Origin of the sequence: Frankia nepalensis, from assembly GCF_016786325.1 — a bacterium.
Lineage (GTDB): Bacteria > Actinomycetota > Actinomycetes > Frankiales > Frankiaceae > Pseudofrankia > Pseudofrankia nepalensis.
Map to the genome: position 1 here is coordinate 1 of NZ_JADWYU010000154.1, position 14,993 is coordinate 14,993.

At 69.3% G+C, this 14,993-nt stretch carries 16 protein-coding genes; 4 read left to right on the plus strand and 12 right to left on the minus strand.

Features of this window, described 5'->3' with window-relative positions; all coding sequences use genetic code 11:
- The first annotated feature begins 416 nt into the window (after positions 1-416).
- From I6A81_RS24110 to I6A81_RS24120, 3 genes are all read left to right on the plus strand, one after another.
- Positions 417-575: a hypothetical protein gene (locus I6A81_RS24110; RefSeq protein WP_203004029.1), complete on the plus strand. Its 159-nt coding sequence runs from the start codon at positions 417-419 to the stop codon at positions 573-575.
- Between the two features lie 640 nt (positions 576-1,215).
- A complete protein-coding gene (locus tag I6A81_RS24115; RefSeq protein ID WP_238429428.1) occupies positions 1,216-2,703 on the plus strand; it encodes a helix-turn-helix domain-containing protein in 1,488 nt (495 codons plus the stop codon).
- The gene (locus I6A81_RS24120) at positions 2,696-2,995 is read left to right on the plus strand and encodes a 4a-hydroxytetrahydrobiopterin dehydratase (RefSeq protein WP_203004027.1); all 300 of its coding nucleotides are present in this window, start codon (positions 2,696-2,698) and stop codon (positions 2,993-2,995) included. The genes I6A81_RS24115 and I6A81_RS24120 overlap by 8 nt, the downstream gene beginning before the upstream one ends.
- A gap of 212 nt (positions 2,996-3,207) precedes the next feature.
- Here I6A81_RS24120 and I6A81_RS24125 read toward each other — a convergent pair whose 3' ends face one another.
- Positions 3,208-4,680: a PEP/pyruvate-binding domain-containing protein gene (locus I6A81_RS24125; RefSeq protein ID WP_203004026.1), complete on the minus strand. Its 1,473-nt coding sequence runs from the start codon at positions 4,678-4,680 to the stop codon at positions 3,208-3,210.
- 154 nt (positions 4,681-4,834) lie between these two features.
- Positions 4,835-5,719: a hypothetical protein gene (locus I6A81_RS24130; RefSeq protein WP_203004025.1), complete on the minus strand. Its 885-nt coding sequence runs from the start codon at positions 5,717-5,719 to the stop codon at positions 4,835-4,837.
- 71 nt (positions 5,720-5,790) lie between these two features.
- On the opposite strand from I6A81_RS24130, the gene I6A81_RS24135 reads away from it, so the two are divergent.
- Positions 5,791-6,378 carry an NUDIX domain-containing protein gene (locus I6A81_RS24135; protein WP_307874875.1) on the plus strand — a complete coding sequence of 196 codons (588 nt, stop codon included), beginning with the start codon at positions 5,791-5,793 and terminating at the stop codon, positions 6,376-6,378.
- A gap of 11 nt (positions 6,379-6,389) precedes the next feature.
- Here I6A81_RS24135 and I6A81_RS24140 read toward each other — a convergent pair whose 3' ends face one another.
- The 10 genes from I6A81_RS24140 to I6A81_RS24185 form a co-directional block, all read right to left on the minus strand.
- A complete protein-coding gene (locus I6A81_RS24140; RefSeq protein ID WP_203004024.1) occupies positions 6,390-7,058 on the minus strand; it encodes a 3'-5' exonuclease in 669 nt (222 codons plus the stop codon).
- Entirely contained in the window at positions 7,052-8,113 is a 1,062-nt protein-coding gene (locus tag I6A81_RS24145) for a DegT/DnrJ/EryC1/StrS family aminotransferase (RefSeq protein WP_203004023.1), read from the minus strand. The genes I6A81_RS24140 and I6A81_RS24145 overlap by 7 nt, the downstream gene beginning before the upstream one ends.
- Positions 8,114-8,127: 14 nt before the next feature.
- Positions 8,128-9,180, minus strand: coding sequence for a radical SAM protein (locus I6A81_RS24150; protein ID WP_203004022.1), 1,053 nt, complete (start codon positions 9,178-9,180; stop codon positions 8,128-8,130).
- Positions 9,177-9,896: a nucleoside/nucleotide kinase family protein gene (locus I6A81_RS24155; RefSeq protein ID WP_203004021.1), complete on the minus strand. Its 720-nt coding sequence runs from the start codon at positions 9,894-9,896 to the stop codon at positions 9,177-9,179. Before I6A81_RS24155 ends, I6A81_RS24150 begins: the two co-directional genes overlap by 4 nt.
- A complete protein-coding gene (locus I6A81_RS24160) occupies positions 9,883-10,644 on the minus strand; it encodes a WbqC family protein (RefSeq protein WP_203004020.1) in 762 nt (253 codons plus the stop codon). Before I6A81_RS24160 ends, I6A81_RS24155 begins: the two co-directional genes overlap by 14 nt.
- Entirely contained in the window at positions 10,641-11,342 is a 702-nt protein-coding gene (locus I6A81_RS24165; protein ID WP_203004019.1) for a PIG-L deacetylase family protein, read from the minus strand. The genes I6A81_RS24160 and I6A81_RS24165 overlap by 4 nt, the downstream gene beginning before the upstream one ends.
- 94 nt (positions 11,343-11,436) lie before the next feature.
- A complete protein-coding gene (locus I6A81_RS24170; RefSeq protein WP_203004018.1) occupies positions 11,437-12,561 on the minus strand; it encodes a glycosyltransferase family 4 protein in 1,125 nt (374 codons plus the stop codon).
- The gene (locus tag I6A81_RS24175) at positions 12,558-13,049 is read right to left on the minus strand and encodes a phosphoribosyltransferase (protein ID WP_203004017.1); all 492 of its coding nucleotides are present in this window, start codon (positions 13,047-13,049) and stop codon (positions 12,558-12,560) included. Before I6A81_RS24175 ends, I6A81_RS24170 begins: the two co-directional genes overlap by 4 nt.
- Positions 13,039-13,758 (minus strand): 7-carboxy-7-deazaguanine synthase QueE, encoded by a 720-nt coding sequence (locus tag I6A81_RS24180; protein WP_203004016.1) that lies wholly within the window; start codon positions 13,756-13,758, stop codon positions 13,039-13,041. Before I6A81_RS24180 ends, I6A81_RS24175 begins: the two co-directional genes overlap by 11 nt.
- Positions 13,758-14,141: a 6-pyruvoyl trahydropterin synthase family protein gene (locus I6A81_RS24185; protein WP_203004015.1), complete on the minus strand. Its 384-nt coding sequence runs from the start codon at positions 14,139-14,141 to the stop codon at positions 13,758-13,760. The genes I6A81_RS24180 and I6A81_RS24185 overlap by 1 nt, the downstream gene beginning before the upstream one ends.
- Between the last annotated feature and the right edge of the window lie 852 nt (positions 14,142-14,993).

The following is a 14,993-nucleotide window of genomic DNA, read 5'->3' on the forward strand; positions in this document are numbered from 1 at the left end:
CCCACCGGAACTGGCAGCCCTGCTTGACCACGTGAGCCACTCCCGCCCACTAGCCACCCCAACCTGACCAACCAGCGACTAGCCGACAAGCCGCCACGCACCGCCCGCCCATCCCACCCCACGCCACTGGACCGCGATCATGAACATCGACGACACCGACGGACCCGCCCTCGACGAGGCCGACCCGTCAGGGCAGGCCGACCCGGGCCTGCTGGACGCCCTCGTGTTCGCCCTCGCACCGCGTCTGTTCGCGATCGTCGCCGAGCCCGCGGACCCCGCCGACATCCACATCGCCGCCTGGGGGCTCCAGTTCCCCGACGAGGTGGTCGTGGTCAGACCCGACGGACAGGTGACCGGCTCCTTCGCCTCTCTCGACCGCGCCCTGCGGATCTTCTCCTACCTGAGAGGGCGTTCCGGTGGCTGCCGAAGCCACCCGCAAAGCTCTCCTCACCTGCGAACTCACCGACATCCTCACCCTTGTCGTGACGTCGCACTGGAACCGCCTCGGAGTGGCCGCGGCGACCCGAGCGGCTCTCGCCCAAGCAGCGGCCAACGTCTACCTCCGACAAGACTGACGGCCACGGACACCGGTACCGAACACCACGGGACTGGTCGTCGGCGCGACCCTGACCGCCTTGCCGCGGTCAGGGCGTCGGCGCGCCGCCACTCATCCCACGACACCTAACAGGGGCCCGAGTCCAGCGGTCTTCTTGTTGCCGTCGCCGTCGGTCCTGGGAGAGCGGCCTGGCTCCCAGCGGCGACGCGCCACTCACGCAGATCTCCGCCGCGCGCCCCCAGCAATCACCACGACACGGCGCTCCCGTTGCCTGATGGTGACGATGGCGGGCGCGTGCCTGCCCGCACCTGTCGCCTGCCGCGCGCGAACTAACGCACCGCCTGGCGCCGAACAGATCGCACCGCCTCGCGCCATTTCGGCAGCTCATCGGACTCTTGGCAGCCGAAGAAAATGTTCGCGGTGGGGGAATGACATGTACCACCAGGCTAAGTGATCATTGTGGTGCCTGCCGTCCTCGTGGAGAGGGCGGTGTCGTGGACGACTGGTGCCGCCGGCTCGGGCCCGCAACGGCTGATCATTGAAGTGATCTTGTCATTTCTGGAACGGTGGACCAGCGCCGGTCTGCGGGGTTGATCTGGAGGGGATACGGTGTGAGTAGGCACAGTCTGCGGGTGGAGCAGGAGGAGTTGCGGGCGCGGATGCGTGCGGTGGGCATGTCGCATGACGAGATCGCGATCGAGTTCGCCCGCCGCTACCAGCTGCGCCCCCGCGCGGCCCACCGGGTCGCGCATGGCTGGACCCAGATGCAGGCCGCGAACCACATCAATGCTTACGCCGCCCGCGCCGGCCTCGACCCCCAGGGCACCGCGCCCATGACTGCTCCGCGATTGTCGGAGCTGGAGAACTGGCCGCTGCCGAACAACCGCCGCCGGCCCACCGCCCAGATCCTCGCCCTGCTCGCCGAGGTCTACGACACCAGCATCCACAACCTCATCGACCTCGACGACCGCGAACACCTCACCCCCGCCGACACCCTCCTCATCGACACCGCGCGCCGAGGCCATCGATCGCCGGGGTCACCGCCTGCGGACCCGTCCTCCAGGCAGGCCGGTCCCGGCTTCGAGTCAGGACATCGCGGTGGCGCTCCCAAGCGGCGGCGTCTCGATGCAACTGCTGGGAACATCGAGTGGGTGGATGCTCTCGGCCGCCGCGGGTTCACCTTCCTCGCCGGATCAGCCGTCGTGGCGGGTCTTGTCGGCACCGGGCGCGCCCGCCATGTCGACCCGGCGCTCGTCTCCTACTTCGACAGCCAGCTGAAGGGCCACTACCACGCGGACATGCTGCTCGGCTCCGGCGCACTGATCGGCACGGTCGCCTCCCAATGTGAGATCATCGCGCAGTTGGTGGACTCGGCGGACGGATCGACCCGTCAGCGCATGGCGAAGGTCGGCTCGTCGTTCGCCGCGTTCGCGGCCTGGCTGTGGCTCGACGCCGGCGATCCGGCCGCAGCGATGCGCTGCCACGACGCTGCGCTGGAACTGGCCCACCGCTGCGGGGAGCGTGATGCTGTCGCCTGCGCACTGGTCGACCGAGCGATGGCCTTCACCGACCTGGGAAACGCGGCGGCCGTGATCGACCTGTGCCAGGCCGCGCTGGTCGACGCGCGGCGTCTCTCGCCCGAGGTCCAGGTGTTCGCTTTGCAGCAGCAGGCACACGGTGCCTCGCTGCGCGGCGACCGCCGGCAGGTCGATCTCCTGCTTGATCAGGCTGGCCGGCTCGTGGATCACGTCGACGTCGAGGAGTGGGGGACGGCCTGCCGCCGCACCGACGGCTACGTCGAGGTGCAGCGCGCCACCTGCTACGGCCGGCTCGGTCTCGCCGACGACGCCGACCGTCTCTGGCAGCAGATCATCCCCTCCGCACCCCCGTCAGCCCGCCGCGACGTCGGGGTGTGGTCGGCGCGCCACGCGGTCGCCGCCGCACGGCAGGGAGAACCGGAACGGGCATTGGAACTCGCGCGCCAGGCGAGCGCGCTCGCGGTGGAGACCGGCTCCGCACGCGCCCGGCGGGAACTGGACACGGTCGCGGCGGCGATGGCCCCGTGGCGTGCTCACCCCGTCGGCCAGGATCTGGCGGACGTGCTCACGCCCATCACGATCGACGAGCCAGGGAGGGATCATGGCTGAGGCGCTGTCCAGGGAACAGATCGAGGAACACCTCAAGACGCTGGACGGATGGACGACCGACGGCCGGCGCATCGAACGGCTCTACTCGATACCCCACATCCAGGGCGCGGCGTTCATCACGCACATCGCCGCCATCCAGAACGACATTGGCCACCACTCCGACGCCACGCTCGGCTACAAGACCGTGCACGTGTCCATCAGCTCCAGCGACATCGGCGGCTACGTCGCCGAGCACGACATCGAGCTTGCCAGGCGCATCCAGGCAATTGCGTCAGCACATGGAGCAGGATAAGGAACAGGCCATGCGCCAAATTCAACACCGCTACGGCGCGCGGGCAGGAATTCCCGTCGTCGTCATAGATTCTTGAAGATTATCCCTCTGGGTAGACGTCGTGCTCCTCTCGCCACAGCAGGCGTTCCGGTCAGAACTGGCGGGTTCTATTTTATGGCCTCACACAGTCATCCGCCTACGGCCCGCGTTGTACACAATACTGGGCCGATGGGTCAGGTGAGTTTGGCGGGGTGGGTCGGCCGCTCGTGAATTGTTTCCCGGTCCTCAAGGGCTACCAGCCGGCTAGGGAGGGGGCCTGCATCGGTAGGCCAGGCAATTCTTCCGAGTCCCGGGAGGCGGTATTCCTGGTAGCCGGTCGGCAGTGGCGGGAGCGCTGGCTCTTCGCTGGGTTGGAAAGCGCCGACGGGTGGTTGGGCCGCATGTGAGGCGGCTTCGGCGTCGTTGCGTAGGAGCGGTAGTTCATCGCCCGAGAGATGGAGAAGGAGAGTGGCCGCTCGTCCGTCGAGGGGGATGGATGTCGGTCGGGTTTGCGTGACGACAGCCGCGCCGGCGAGTGCTGGTGGCTGTCGGCGTGGTGGTTCTTCGGCGGTGACGGCGAGTCGGGCCGTGCCCGCTGTTCCGTCGACGGTGAGATGGGTGCCGGGCGTGACCTTGAGGAGTTCGCGGGGCAGGGCGGTCACGCAGGGGATGCCGATTTCGCGGGCGACGATGGCGGCGTGAGAGAGCGGCCCTCCGGATGTCGCGGCGATCGCCGCTGGGCTGGCCAGGAGAGCCGGGAGCGCTTCAGGGCCGATGTTGTCGCAGATGAGTACGGCTCCGGCCGGTATTTTGTCCGTGAGGGCTATGGCCTCGTGACGCTGGTGATGGGCGGGGCCGGTGCCGCGGCCAGGTGCTGCGGGAATGCCATGCCAGATCGAGTCGTCGCCGTGCGGCGCATTGTCGGCGGGGTCGGGGACGGGGCTGGTGAGCGGGCGTGCCTGAAGGATATGGATGGTGTCGTCGGCAGTTACGGCCCACTCGATGTCGATGCGGTCGAGGTTGAGCACCGCGGCGGCACGGCTGGCAAGACGGAGAAGACGGTTCCGGGTCGATGTGGTGAGCAGGTGGGCGTCAGGGATCGGAGCGGGAGCGTAGAGGTGGAGCAGGCCGGCTGCCGAGGTTTGGATCTTGGCGTGCTGTGGTGGTTGTCCGTGGGCTACGGGCAGGGCGATCCACTCGCCGGGTGGCTGGCGGAGCTCGTCGGCGGCGCCGGGCAGAAGGATCACATCCTGCTCGGCCGGCGTCGGGCTGTCGCTGGTGCTGTGGTGGCGTTCGCCGCGCTGGCTTCCGTCGACTACCGGTAGCGCGAGGCCGCGGACAGCGTCGAGGGCCCACGGCGCAAGGTCGTCGGCGTCGCAGGTGGCGGCCAGTACCCCTGCGGCGTGCGGACGGATGGCTGGTTGGAGGAGAACTGCGAGGTGTGGGGTGGGGCGTACGTCGCGGTGCGCGGCGTAGGCGGCGAGTGCAGGCGTGTTTGCGGAGGCGCGCACCTCGTGGATGGCAGCGAGAAGTGCCTCGGGATGGGTGGGGGTGAATCGGGAGGTGTGGAGACCGGCGAAGGACGCCTCGGGACCGTCTTCCGCAGGCGCTGAGGAGCGGGCGACGAGGCCGTAGCGGGTGTCGACGGAGGTTGCCCAGTCCAGCACGGTGAAGACCGCGCTCGCGAGCTGGTCGTCTGGGAAACCGGCGGGCAGGACGAGTCCGTGGGGTACGGGTAGGCCATGGTGGATCAGTGTCGCGAGGGCGGTGGCCTTGCGGCCGTGCCGGACAGGGTCGGTGGCGTCGGCCAGCCTGGTGACCTCAACGGCGTGCATCGGCGTCAGCTCCTTGGAGATCGGCTGCGGCGATCCGGCTTGGGTCTGTGCCGGTGAGGTCGCACCAGGCGTGCGCTGCGGTCAGAAAGCGTTCGCGTAGTTCCTTACGGCGCTCCTCGCTGTCGGCCGCCCACCCCAGGAGCAAGGCCATTGCGCGGATCTCCGTGACGACTTGGTCGTTGCCGGCCGCCGCGAGGAGGGCGGCGGTGGTCCACGCTTCGCGCCGGCGAGCGGCCCGCGTGCGCTGTGCGATCAGGCCAGCTGCCGGGGCGGCCTGTTCCTGCTGTCGAGCCGCCATCTCGACGTCCAAGGCGGTCGCCGCTTCCGACTGGCGGGGGAGCTGCATCTGGGTGGCCAGGATGTGTCCGGGCGCGGCGGGAAGCTGGAGCGCCGACAGGCAGATCAGCGCGGCGTCGCGGGAGCCGAACAGATCGGCGAGTAGGCGTTCCCAGTGGTCTTCGGGGAGCAGCCAGTTCACGATGTGCGTCGCGTTGACCCTCGTGAACGCTGCGGTCGCTGCCGCGAGCGCTCGCGTGAGATCGCCGACGTCGCCTCGCCGCCTGGCATCGTCAACGCGGTCGAGGACGGCGCCGGCGACGTCCCGGTCGTGGGTGGCCCGAGTTATCAGGTTGACGGCATAGTCCAGTCTGGCGAGCTGGCGGTGCCAGGCGCTTGTCAGGTCGCGGTGGGTCGGCTCGGGGATGTCGACGATGCCCGCGCGGCGGAGCTGGCCATACGGCATGGGGTCGTCCATGAGGATCAGGGGCCACCGAATGAGAGCCTCGGTGTAGAGGTCCCACTCCAGGTGGCTGGCCTGGGGGCGGGTCCGCTCGTAGTCGCAGGTCAGGACCCCGTTCCAGACGGGTTCCATGGCCACCTCCCGTACTGCTTCCGGGTACGCGACGCCTGATGGGCCGACGGCGTACCGGTGTCTTGGCGTGGGTGTGGGGTGTCGTGTCGGGATCGGTTGGGGGCGGTATGGGAGGCTCGCGCCATTCCTGCGAGGGCGCCGGCGAAGGCGGGAGCGGAGAGAAACAGGCGATGATCAAAGAGGCGACGGCGACGGTCTTCGTTTTTCGCCAGAGCGAGGACGCGGGCTGGCGGGTGGCGATGATGTGGCATCCGCGGTTTGCGGGCTGGATTCCGCCGGGAGGTCACGTCGAGGCGGACGAGAGCCCGGCGGAGGCCGCGGTCCGGGAGGTCGTCGAGGAGCTGGGTTGCCGCACGCGCCTGGTTGCCGGTCCCGCGACTCCGCTGCCGGACGGTTTCCCGCACACGCCCGTGGTGGCGCCCTGGTGGATCGTGGAGATGGCCGCGAGCCCGGACAGCCACACCCGCGAACGGCACGTCCACGTCGACCATGTCTTCGTCGCGCTCTGGGACGGTGATGTGCAGCCCCCGGAGACGAGGGTGCACTGGTTCGACGAGCAGGAGCTCGCCGACGGGGCGGACATCGCCGAGGACTCCCGATTGCAGGCCAAGGAACTGTTCGCCCGCATCAGCGAAGTCGAGGAACTCACGCACAGCTGACACGGTCCGCATCAGAACAGCGACTGCTGAGTGGTAGTGTCCGTCGGTTCCTGCGTCGCTCGTTTGGGCGGTACGCCGCCGAGGCGGTCGAGGTCGGCGAGGGTGGACCATCGGCCGGTGGCGGCGCCGTCGGTAAGCAGACGCCCGAACAGCGCGATGGTCAGCTCCACGTCGGGCAGGGCGCGGTGCCGGTTCGGGGGCAGTGGAATGCCCAGGTGATGCAGCACCGTGTCCAGGCTGTGGGATCGCAACTCGGGGTAGGCGATTCGGGCGAGGCGGACGGTGCACAGCAGCGGTGTTGTGGCCAGCCGGGGGCAGTGTTCGTGTTGGCGGGCGATCAGACCTGCCTCGGTGGGCGCGTGGTGGGCGACCAGTCGGTAGGGCGGCGCGGTCAGGCGGGCGTCGAGAGCGGCCATGACCTGCGAGGCTGGTCGTTGGGCGCGCAGCTCCGTGGCGGTGATGCCGGTCTGAGCGACGTCGAACGGGGTGACGGCGACGTCGTCAGGTGGCCGCATCAGGGCGCTGAACCGTCCGGTCTCGGCCCAGTGGCGGGTGCAGAAGGAGCCGGCGACCGCCGCGACCTCGATCGGTTCCGCGGGCCGGCCTTTAGGGGTGAGCGCCTCGAAGTCGATAACGACGAACGTGTGGCCCAGGAATGCGGGGTCGTCGAGGGTCACCATGCCGATACCTCGCTCTTGATCAGAGTCGCGATCTGGGCGAGGCGCGCGTCGTCGTCCGGGACCGGGACCGCGAGCAGGGAGTCGACCGCGTGTGCGGCGTGGGGGCAGAGCGCGGGATGCAACGGGCGGCAGGCCGGATGCAGGTGGGCGGCGCGCAGGTCGAAGGTTCCGACGCTGTTGATGACGCCGACCTCGGCGAGGTGGCGGCACAGCCGCCGCGGTCGCGGCAGCAAGATCCGCCATAGTGCGCTGTATCCGTTGGGCTGTTCCCCTGCTGCGACCGGTATGGGGGCCAGGCCGGGAACATCGCCGACGAGATCGACCAGACGGTTCGCGGCGTGCCGGCGGCGGGCGAGTCGCTTGTCGAAGCCGGCGAGGCTGACTCGGGCGAGCGCGGCGAGTGGCTCGGCGAGTCGGTAGTTCGTGCCGAGGCGAGACAGCGCCGGCTGGCCGGCGGCAGAGATCTGCCAGTGGGTCTGGAACGCGGCGGCGCGGGCCGCCAGGTCCGGGTCGTCGGTAAGGAGGTAGCCGCCCTCACCGGACGAGATCAACTTTCCGTCTTTGAGGGAGAAACAGCCTGCCCTCCCAATGGTGCCGAGGAGCCGTCCGCGATACCGACTGCCGTGTGCCTGGCAGGCGTCCTCGATGAGATCCAGCCCGGCGCTTGCGGCCAGCTCGGCGACGGCGCCCAGGTCGCCGGACCGGCCGCCGAGGTGGATGGGAAGCAAGGCCCGCGTCCTGTGCGTGATCTTTGAGGCCGCGTCGGCGAGGTCCAGAGGCTCGCCGTCCGGCCCGGCGTCGACGAACACCGGACGTGCGCCCGCCTGCACGACGGCAGCCACGGTCATGATCACGGCGAGCGCTGGGAGCAGGACCTCGTCGCCCTCGCCGATGTCGCACGCGACGAGCGCCGTGTGCAGGGCCGCCGTTCCGGAGGAGACCGCGATCGCATGCGCAACGCCATGCATGGCGGCTAGCTCGGCTTCCAGCAGAGCTGCCTGCTCGCGGCCGACCGGATCGGGCATCCGCGCAACGACCCGTTCGAGTAACGCCATCGGATCTTGGGTGTTCACGAAGCTGTCCCAGCGGAGGTCGACAGGACCTGGTCGAAGTCCATAAGTGGCCACATGTTGACGCAGTCGACCGAGAACAGCGGGCAGTCGGCGCGGCCGTCGTCCGCGGCGAAGACCTGGGCGGCGGCGCCGTCCAGAATCGTCCGGCGCCGCGAGGTAGGGGTAGCGGCGATGCGAAGGGACGACGGACAGTCCCAGACAGACCCATCGGGTTCGATGAAGAAGAGGCTTCGCCCGCCGAAGCAGCCGCGGACGAACCCGGTGGGGACCCGGACCGCGTCGGCGACCTGACCGGGGTAGCTCGCCTGTGGTGTCCACACCGGCAGCTGTGCGTCGGCGAGGGCGGTGAACTGCTGACCGAGGGCCGGCAGGTCGTCCGTGGTCAGGGACAGTTGGCGGTGCAGCGTGTGGTCGGAATCGAGGGCGACGGGCTGCGGGACGAAGTAGTCGCAGCCGAGGTCCGCGGCGAGGCGGCCGGTCGCGGCCAGGTCGGCGAGGTTGTGCCGGGTGACGACCATGTAGACGCCGACCCGCGGAGCGGGCGCGGCGCCGCGGGCGGTAACCAGCGACCCGATGCCGTCGATGACCTGCTGCCAGCCGTCCTTGCCGTTGCGTGCCGGGCGCCAGGCGTCGTGGTAGGCGGCATCGACGGAGTCCAGTGACACCGACACCGCGTCGACCTGGAGGTCGACGAGGGCGCGCGTGAGGTCGGGACGGTTCAGCGGGATGCCGTTCGTGGCGACGACGACCTGCACGCCACCGCTCTTCAGGATCTCGATCAGGCTGAGGACGGGTGGCCACACGAGTGGTTCCCCGCCGGCCAGGAACACCCGTTTCACCGCCGACCCGGCGATGCTGCGGGCGAAGGCGAGTACGTCGGCCGTGGGGAGGTCGTTGCGCGACAGGTGCGACAGTGTTCCCGGACCGATGACGGGGCTATCTCGATGCTCCTCGATCGTTCCGAAGTAGCAGTACCGGCAGGACAGGGGACATGGGCTGCGAAGCGCCCACAGCAGGGTGACCGCATCCTCGCCGCCACCCCTGGTCATCGGGGCTCCTGGGGCCGGGCCGCGGCTCGGTCGCAGGCCGCGACGATGCGCCGCACGCAGGCGTCCGCGTCCAGGTGGGTGCGGTCCAGGATCTCGAACGTTTGTGGCGATGCGGCGGCGAACAGCCGATAGAGGCTGGTCACCCGTTGCATGAGCGCCGCCTCGCTCGGGCTGGCCTCGCGGCCGATGCGGTGCTCGAAACGCTCCAGACAGCGGTCCGGGTCATCAACAAGCAGGAGCGTGGTGGCGGGCAGGGGCCGCCACTGCGCCAGCAGCTCCAGAATGCGATCGGCCACGGCGAACGCCTCGTCGAGGGGAGCCTCAGCCGAGAGGACGGCGGCCTGATAGACGGCCACGCTGTGGGGGCCGCGGTCCTCCAGGACGACCTGCCCCGGGGCGATCTTTGCGGCCTCGTGTCGGTGGACCTGAAGCGCGGCGAGCAACAGGGTCTCGGTCTGCGGATGTCCGGTACGCAGGAACAAGTCGCCGGTCGCGCGCAGGGCGCTGATCACCTGGCCCGGGAGCAGGGCGGGGGCCTGGTCGGGAAGCTCGACCAGCGGCACACACCGCTGTCCGAGGCGGTGGAGGGCGATGCGGGCCAGGTAGGTCTTGCCGACACCGTTGGTGCCTTCGAGGGTGACCCAGGCTTGCGTGGGCGCCGGGCCGGGTGCGGTGCGCAGGGCGCCGCTGGTCGGGGGTTGATCATCGGGCGGCATGGGCGTCCTCCGTGGGGGTGGCCGATGTCCACGGGCTGTTCGCCGCGCCGGCTGCCAGGACGCTGCGAGCGTCGGGTCCGCGGTGCAGCAGGAGATCCAGGGCAGACAGGCCGGGGCTGAAGTCCGGGCGGCCCTGGCCGTAGGGCGGGTGGGCGTAGGTCGCGATCTCGATCTCGATGTCCGCGCGGGCGAGGCTGTCGACATCGAGGTAGCTGGTTGCGCCGGTGCCGACCCGCAGCGTCCGCGTGCCGGTCAGTCGGCACAGGTCGATCAGCATGTCGGTCCTGCGACCCGTTGGTCTCAGCGCGCTCGAACGCACGATGTCCACCGAGATGCCGAAACCATCGAGGAGAAGTCGCAGCAGCGCCTCGTTCAGGGCGGCGAGCCGCTCCCAGGGCCGGCCGTAGACGGCCGCCAGGCGCGGTTCCCACTGCGGCCAGAATGGGGCGCGGCGGTATCCGTCAGAGATGATCCGCCAGTGCCGCCCTCGCCACCTGTCATCGTCGATGAGGACGTCGCAGATCGGTTGGTGATGTGGCCGGCGGATCGGGACCGTCAGCAGTCGGCGTTTGCCGTCTAAGCCCAGCACGTGGTTGCGCTGCTGCCAGCTGCCTGCCGAGTACTGGACATGGTCGAGCAGAAGGAAACGGTCGACGTCCAGAAGCCGGGCGAAGTAGCCAGGCCAGGGCAGGTAGGCCGGCTGGTGCGCGACGATGACGTGGCCAGCGGCCAGGTTGATGCCCGTCATGAGAACGCCATGCGATACACGGCGAACCGCTCGGCCGCGGGGGTGCCCACCTCCGCGCCGGCCGCGCAGTCCTGCGCCTGGATCTTCTCGACGCTGCGGGGATGCGGGTCCTCCCGCAGCTGGCTGCGGTAGCAAGCGAGCGCCTTGGCCTTGGTCTGAAGCATCGGGGTGATGTCGACGAGCACGGGCCGGGGTGAGGGACCGGCGAGCCAGGCCCGGTCTTCGGGCCCGTCGTAGCCCAGGACGACACGCGGCAGCGGCCGGCCGGCGCGAAAGCCTGGCCGAACCGCGGCGAGGGCGGCCAGATGTACGGCCTGGTGATCCTGGTGATGGCCACCGGCCGGGATGAACAGGGCGGCCGGCCGGGATACCGCCAGGGACACGTCCGGGCCCGATTCGATCAGTGCGACCAGGTCGGGAAGATGCGCGCTGGGGCTGGCCGCGCGCTCGTCGTCGAGCCAGGCGACCCTGCGCCGGTCCACACCGAGCACATCGCACGCCTCCTGGAACTCGTCCAGGCGCGTGCGGGTGTCAGAACTGCCGCCGTACATCGGCGCGGTCACGCAGGCCACGGCGAGCGCGTCGACCTGGATGCCGTAGCCGGTCATCGCGGCGATCGTGCCGGCCATGCCGACGGTTTCATCGTCGGGATGGGCACCGACCACCAGCGCCCGATCTCCGGGATATAGCCCGAACACAGGGGCCCTCCTCTTGTCCGTGGAAGGGGTGCGACGGGGCCGTACGGACAACCCGTACGGCGGAGTTCCAGACCCGGGAAGATCCGGGTTGTCATTAGGCGGGGGCGGCGGCCGTCGCGGCGAGGAACGCTTCGGCTGCTTTCTCGGGTGTGTGGGCGGCGAGCCGCGCGGGTGCCGATCGGCTGGCGGCGTGGTACTCCTCGGCGTTGGCCAGCAGGTCGTCGAGCGCGTCCCAGACGGCGGGGAAGCCCGACCTCAGCGACACAACCCGTCCTGCCGGGCCGATCAGCGTGGGAACGTAGCCGTGCCCAAAGGTGATCACCGGGGTGCCGGCGGACAGCGCCTCGGCAGCCGTGTGGCTGAACGTCTCCGGTTCCAGGGACGAGATGACCGTGGCCGCCGCGCCGGCGAAGAACGAGGGCACCTCCCACCACCCCAGCGCTGGCAGGAGCTGGACAACGTCGGGACGCCGCGCCGCCTGCTTACGGCACGCGGCCAGCGCCGCTGCCTGCTCGCCGACCTCGAACTCGAAGTCGGCCTCGGCGAGCACGATCTCCACTCGGCGATCCCACCGCCTGGGCATGGCCGCCAAGAACGGGGCCTGCCCCTTGACGGGCGCGACCCGGGAGACGACCCGCAGCGGGCCCGACTGGCGCAGCCGTTCCCGCTGCTCGCGGTCTGGTGGCTGCGGAAGGGTGAGAACCCCGTTGGGCACCACCCGCCAGGCGCTGGTGTCCCAGCCGTCCTGCACCGCCGCGTCCACGAGATAGGGGCTCGCGGGCAGGACCACGTCGGCGGCGGCCATCGCCGTCCTCCACGTTTCCGCCGATCCGGGGCGGATCTTGTTGTGCATCATCAGCGCGGTCCGTACCCCGCGCGGCGCCGGGTTCAGGTAACCCAGCCCCCAGACCGGCGCGCCCCAGCACACGACCTCGATCCGCCGCTCGCCCAGCACACGCGACACCTCGGCCACGACGGGTCCGGGCTCGGCGAGCGCGGCGAGCACGTCGGCGTTGAGCGCCGGCCGTGGCAACCGCACCGACTCCAGGCGGATCAGCCCTGGCTCGGCCTCGTCTCCCGGCTCCGCGGGGCCGCCGGCAATGACTACGACACTGTGGCCAAGGCTTCGCAACCCAGCCGTCAACGCGGCGATGCTCCGCTCGATACCCGACGGATGATTGGGCCGGTAGGTCAGCAGGCAGAACGCGACCGCCGTCATGGCCGCTCCCACGGAAAGACCACCCACCGCCGGATCTCGCGTCCGATGTAGGTCGCAGTACGCCCATTACCGCTCGCGGGACCGCGTGCGGCCGGCCAGTTCGCCAGGTTCAGGAGGCACACGGCGGTACGCACGCTGCCAGGGTGGCTGTGGGCCAGATGGCTGCGGGCAGCGTCGAGCGTGTCGCCACTGCCCACGACGTCGTCGACGAGCAGCACGTCCCGGTCGTCGAGGCGGCCGACGGAATCTGGGTTCGTGAGGACGGGCCGTCCGACCTTCGGCGCGTTCACGCCGTCCGACTGGGTGTGAGTGATCGTCAGGGCGCGTACATCCCGGACACCGAGATGGTGAGCGAGCAGCACCGCGGGGACCATCCCGCCCCGCAGGATGCCCACGACCACATCCGGGACCCCGTCAGCGATCACCACGGCGGCTAACGCCTCGGTGATCCCGGCGATGTCATGCCAGGTGAGTAGGTCAGCGTCCACGGGCGTCTCCCCACAGGAGGATGTGCAGGCGAGGCGTCAGGTTCCATCCGCGTGCCAGCACCTCGTCGGCCAGCGATCGCATTACGGCGAGCGTCGACTCCGCGTTGGTGCCCTCGGGCATCATCCAGATCGGCGCAAGGCCGAACCGGGCCTCCAAGCCGGAGATCTCGTCCAGATCGGCGAGGTCCCGGACAACGAACTTCCACACGCAGGCCGTTGTCTCGGCGAACGTTCGGATGGCGTCCGGACGGACTCGTCGGTCTTCCCGCATCCCGCTGTTCGCCAGTTTGATCCCCACGTTGAACTGCGCGGTGGACGTGGCCAGCGCAGGGCCGGGAACGAGCGTGCCGTTCGTCTCGATCTCCACACGTTTGCCCGCAGCCGTCAACGAGGTCACCAGGTCTGCCAGGCCGTCCCGCTGAAGCAGCGGTTCTCCTCCGGTGACCACGACGAGCGTCGCCGTGGAGCTCGTCGCCCAGGTGACGAGGTCGGCCACACTGGCGCGGCTGGTCTCGGCGCCGTGGTCGAAGCGGCTCCAGTCCCAGGTGAAAGGCGTGTCACACCAGCCGCAGCACAGGTTGCAGGTGGCGAGACGGAGGAACAGCGCGCGCCGGCCGGATGAGGCGCCTTCACCTTGGAAGGTGGGTCCGAAACATTCGCTGACCAGGAGGTCCCGAGGCGGTGCTGCGGATTGCACCGTCGGGGTCATCAGTCGCGCCCGGGAGGGGTGTATTCGGCCCAGCTCCCAGGCGTCTCCGCGACGCGCATCGACACGAGCCTGCCCGGGATCAGCGGCTCCAGGTTGTCGATGAACCAGTGAGCCAGGTGGGTTGCCACCAGCTCGCTGGTCGGTGGAACGTTTATCATCTCGTTCAGGTCGCGATGGTCGAAGTGCTTGTCCAGGAAGTCGCTGAACGGCGCCAGATCGCCGAAGTCGGTCACGAATCCGGGCTCACTGAGGCGGTCTGCGGTGAGCACGACCTCGACGGTGTAGGTGTGTCCGTGCACACGGGCACACTTGTGTCCTGGGGCGAGCCCTTCAAGATGGTGGGCCGCGTCGAAGGAGAAACGCTTACCGATCCGGTAATCCACGTGTCACCCCAATTCGGAAAGCCGTCAGGCGGCCTTCATCGTAAACGAAAGGTAAAAATTTCTCGTCCTCGGTACGTGGTCGTTCCCATAGTCGCGAAAGGGCTCTCTTCGCCCATAGCGCCGACACCCACGGCTGGTGTTTCTCCCGACGCGCGTACAGTCTGCCGCGCGGTTCGGGTAGACCCTCTTGGCGTTAAGGATCTTCCTTGAGGGTAGGAGGATCGGGATAAATGCCTCCTTTGTCCGAGAGTCGCCGCAAGATCATTTAGGCGGGTGTGTGGCGCGTCACCACGATGACCGACGTCGGGGAGGCAGGTCATTCCCTCCACCGCGAACATTTCGTTCGGCCTCTGGGGGAAGGCTGACCTGCGAAAACACCGCCGTGTGGTCGCCCTTATCTGAAGCGATCATGTAGATCTGTTCGGTGTCTCCTGCTGGGTTCCGTTGCCACCGTCGGCGGCCGGTGCTGAGCCACGTACCTCCGCCGAAGCTGGCCAGCTCTCTTGGACGACTGCTGCTCCTCCGTCTACCGAGCTCGGCGCCCACGGACACGGCGTTGACGGCCATGCCCTCGCCGAGCGGCTGTGCAAACACATCCACGCCTATACACCGACCGCAAAGGTCGCCCGTCCCGGATATCTCACTTCTGACCAGGCCGGCATCGCCGCCAACGCGATCGCCAAGAAGACCTGCGCGATCATCGTCACCCGCTGATCCACTGCATAAGCGACCCTGCTGACCGCTGCCGGAGCCCCCTACCGGCCGCTCGTCCCGCACCCCTCCGGCCGCCAGGAAGTGATCGTCCCTGCCCGACAGCTCCGGAGATCGCGGCGACACCAGTGCTTGAGCGGA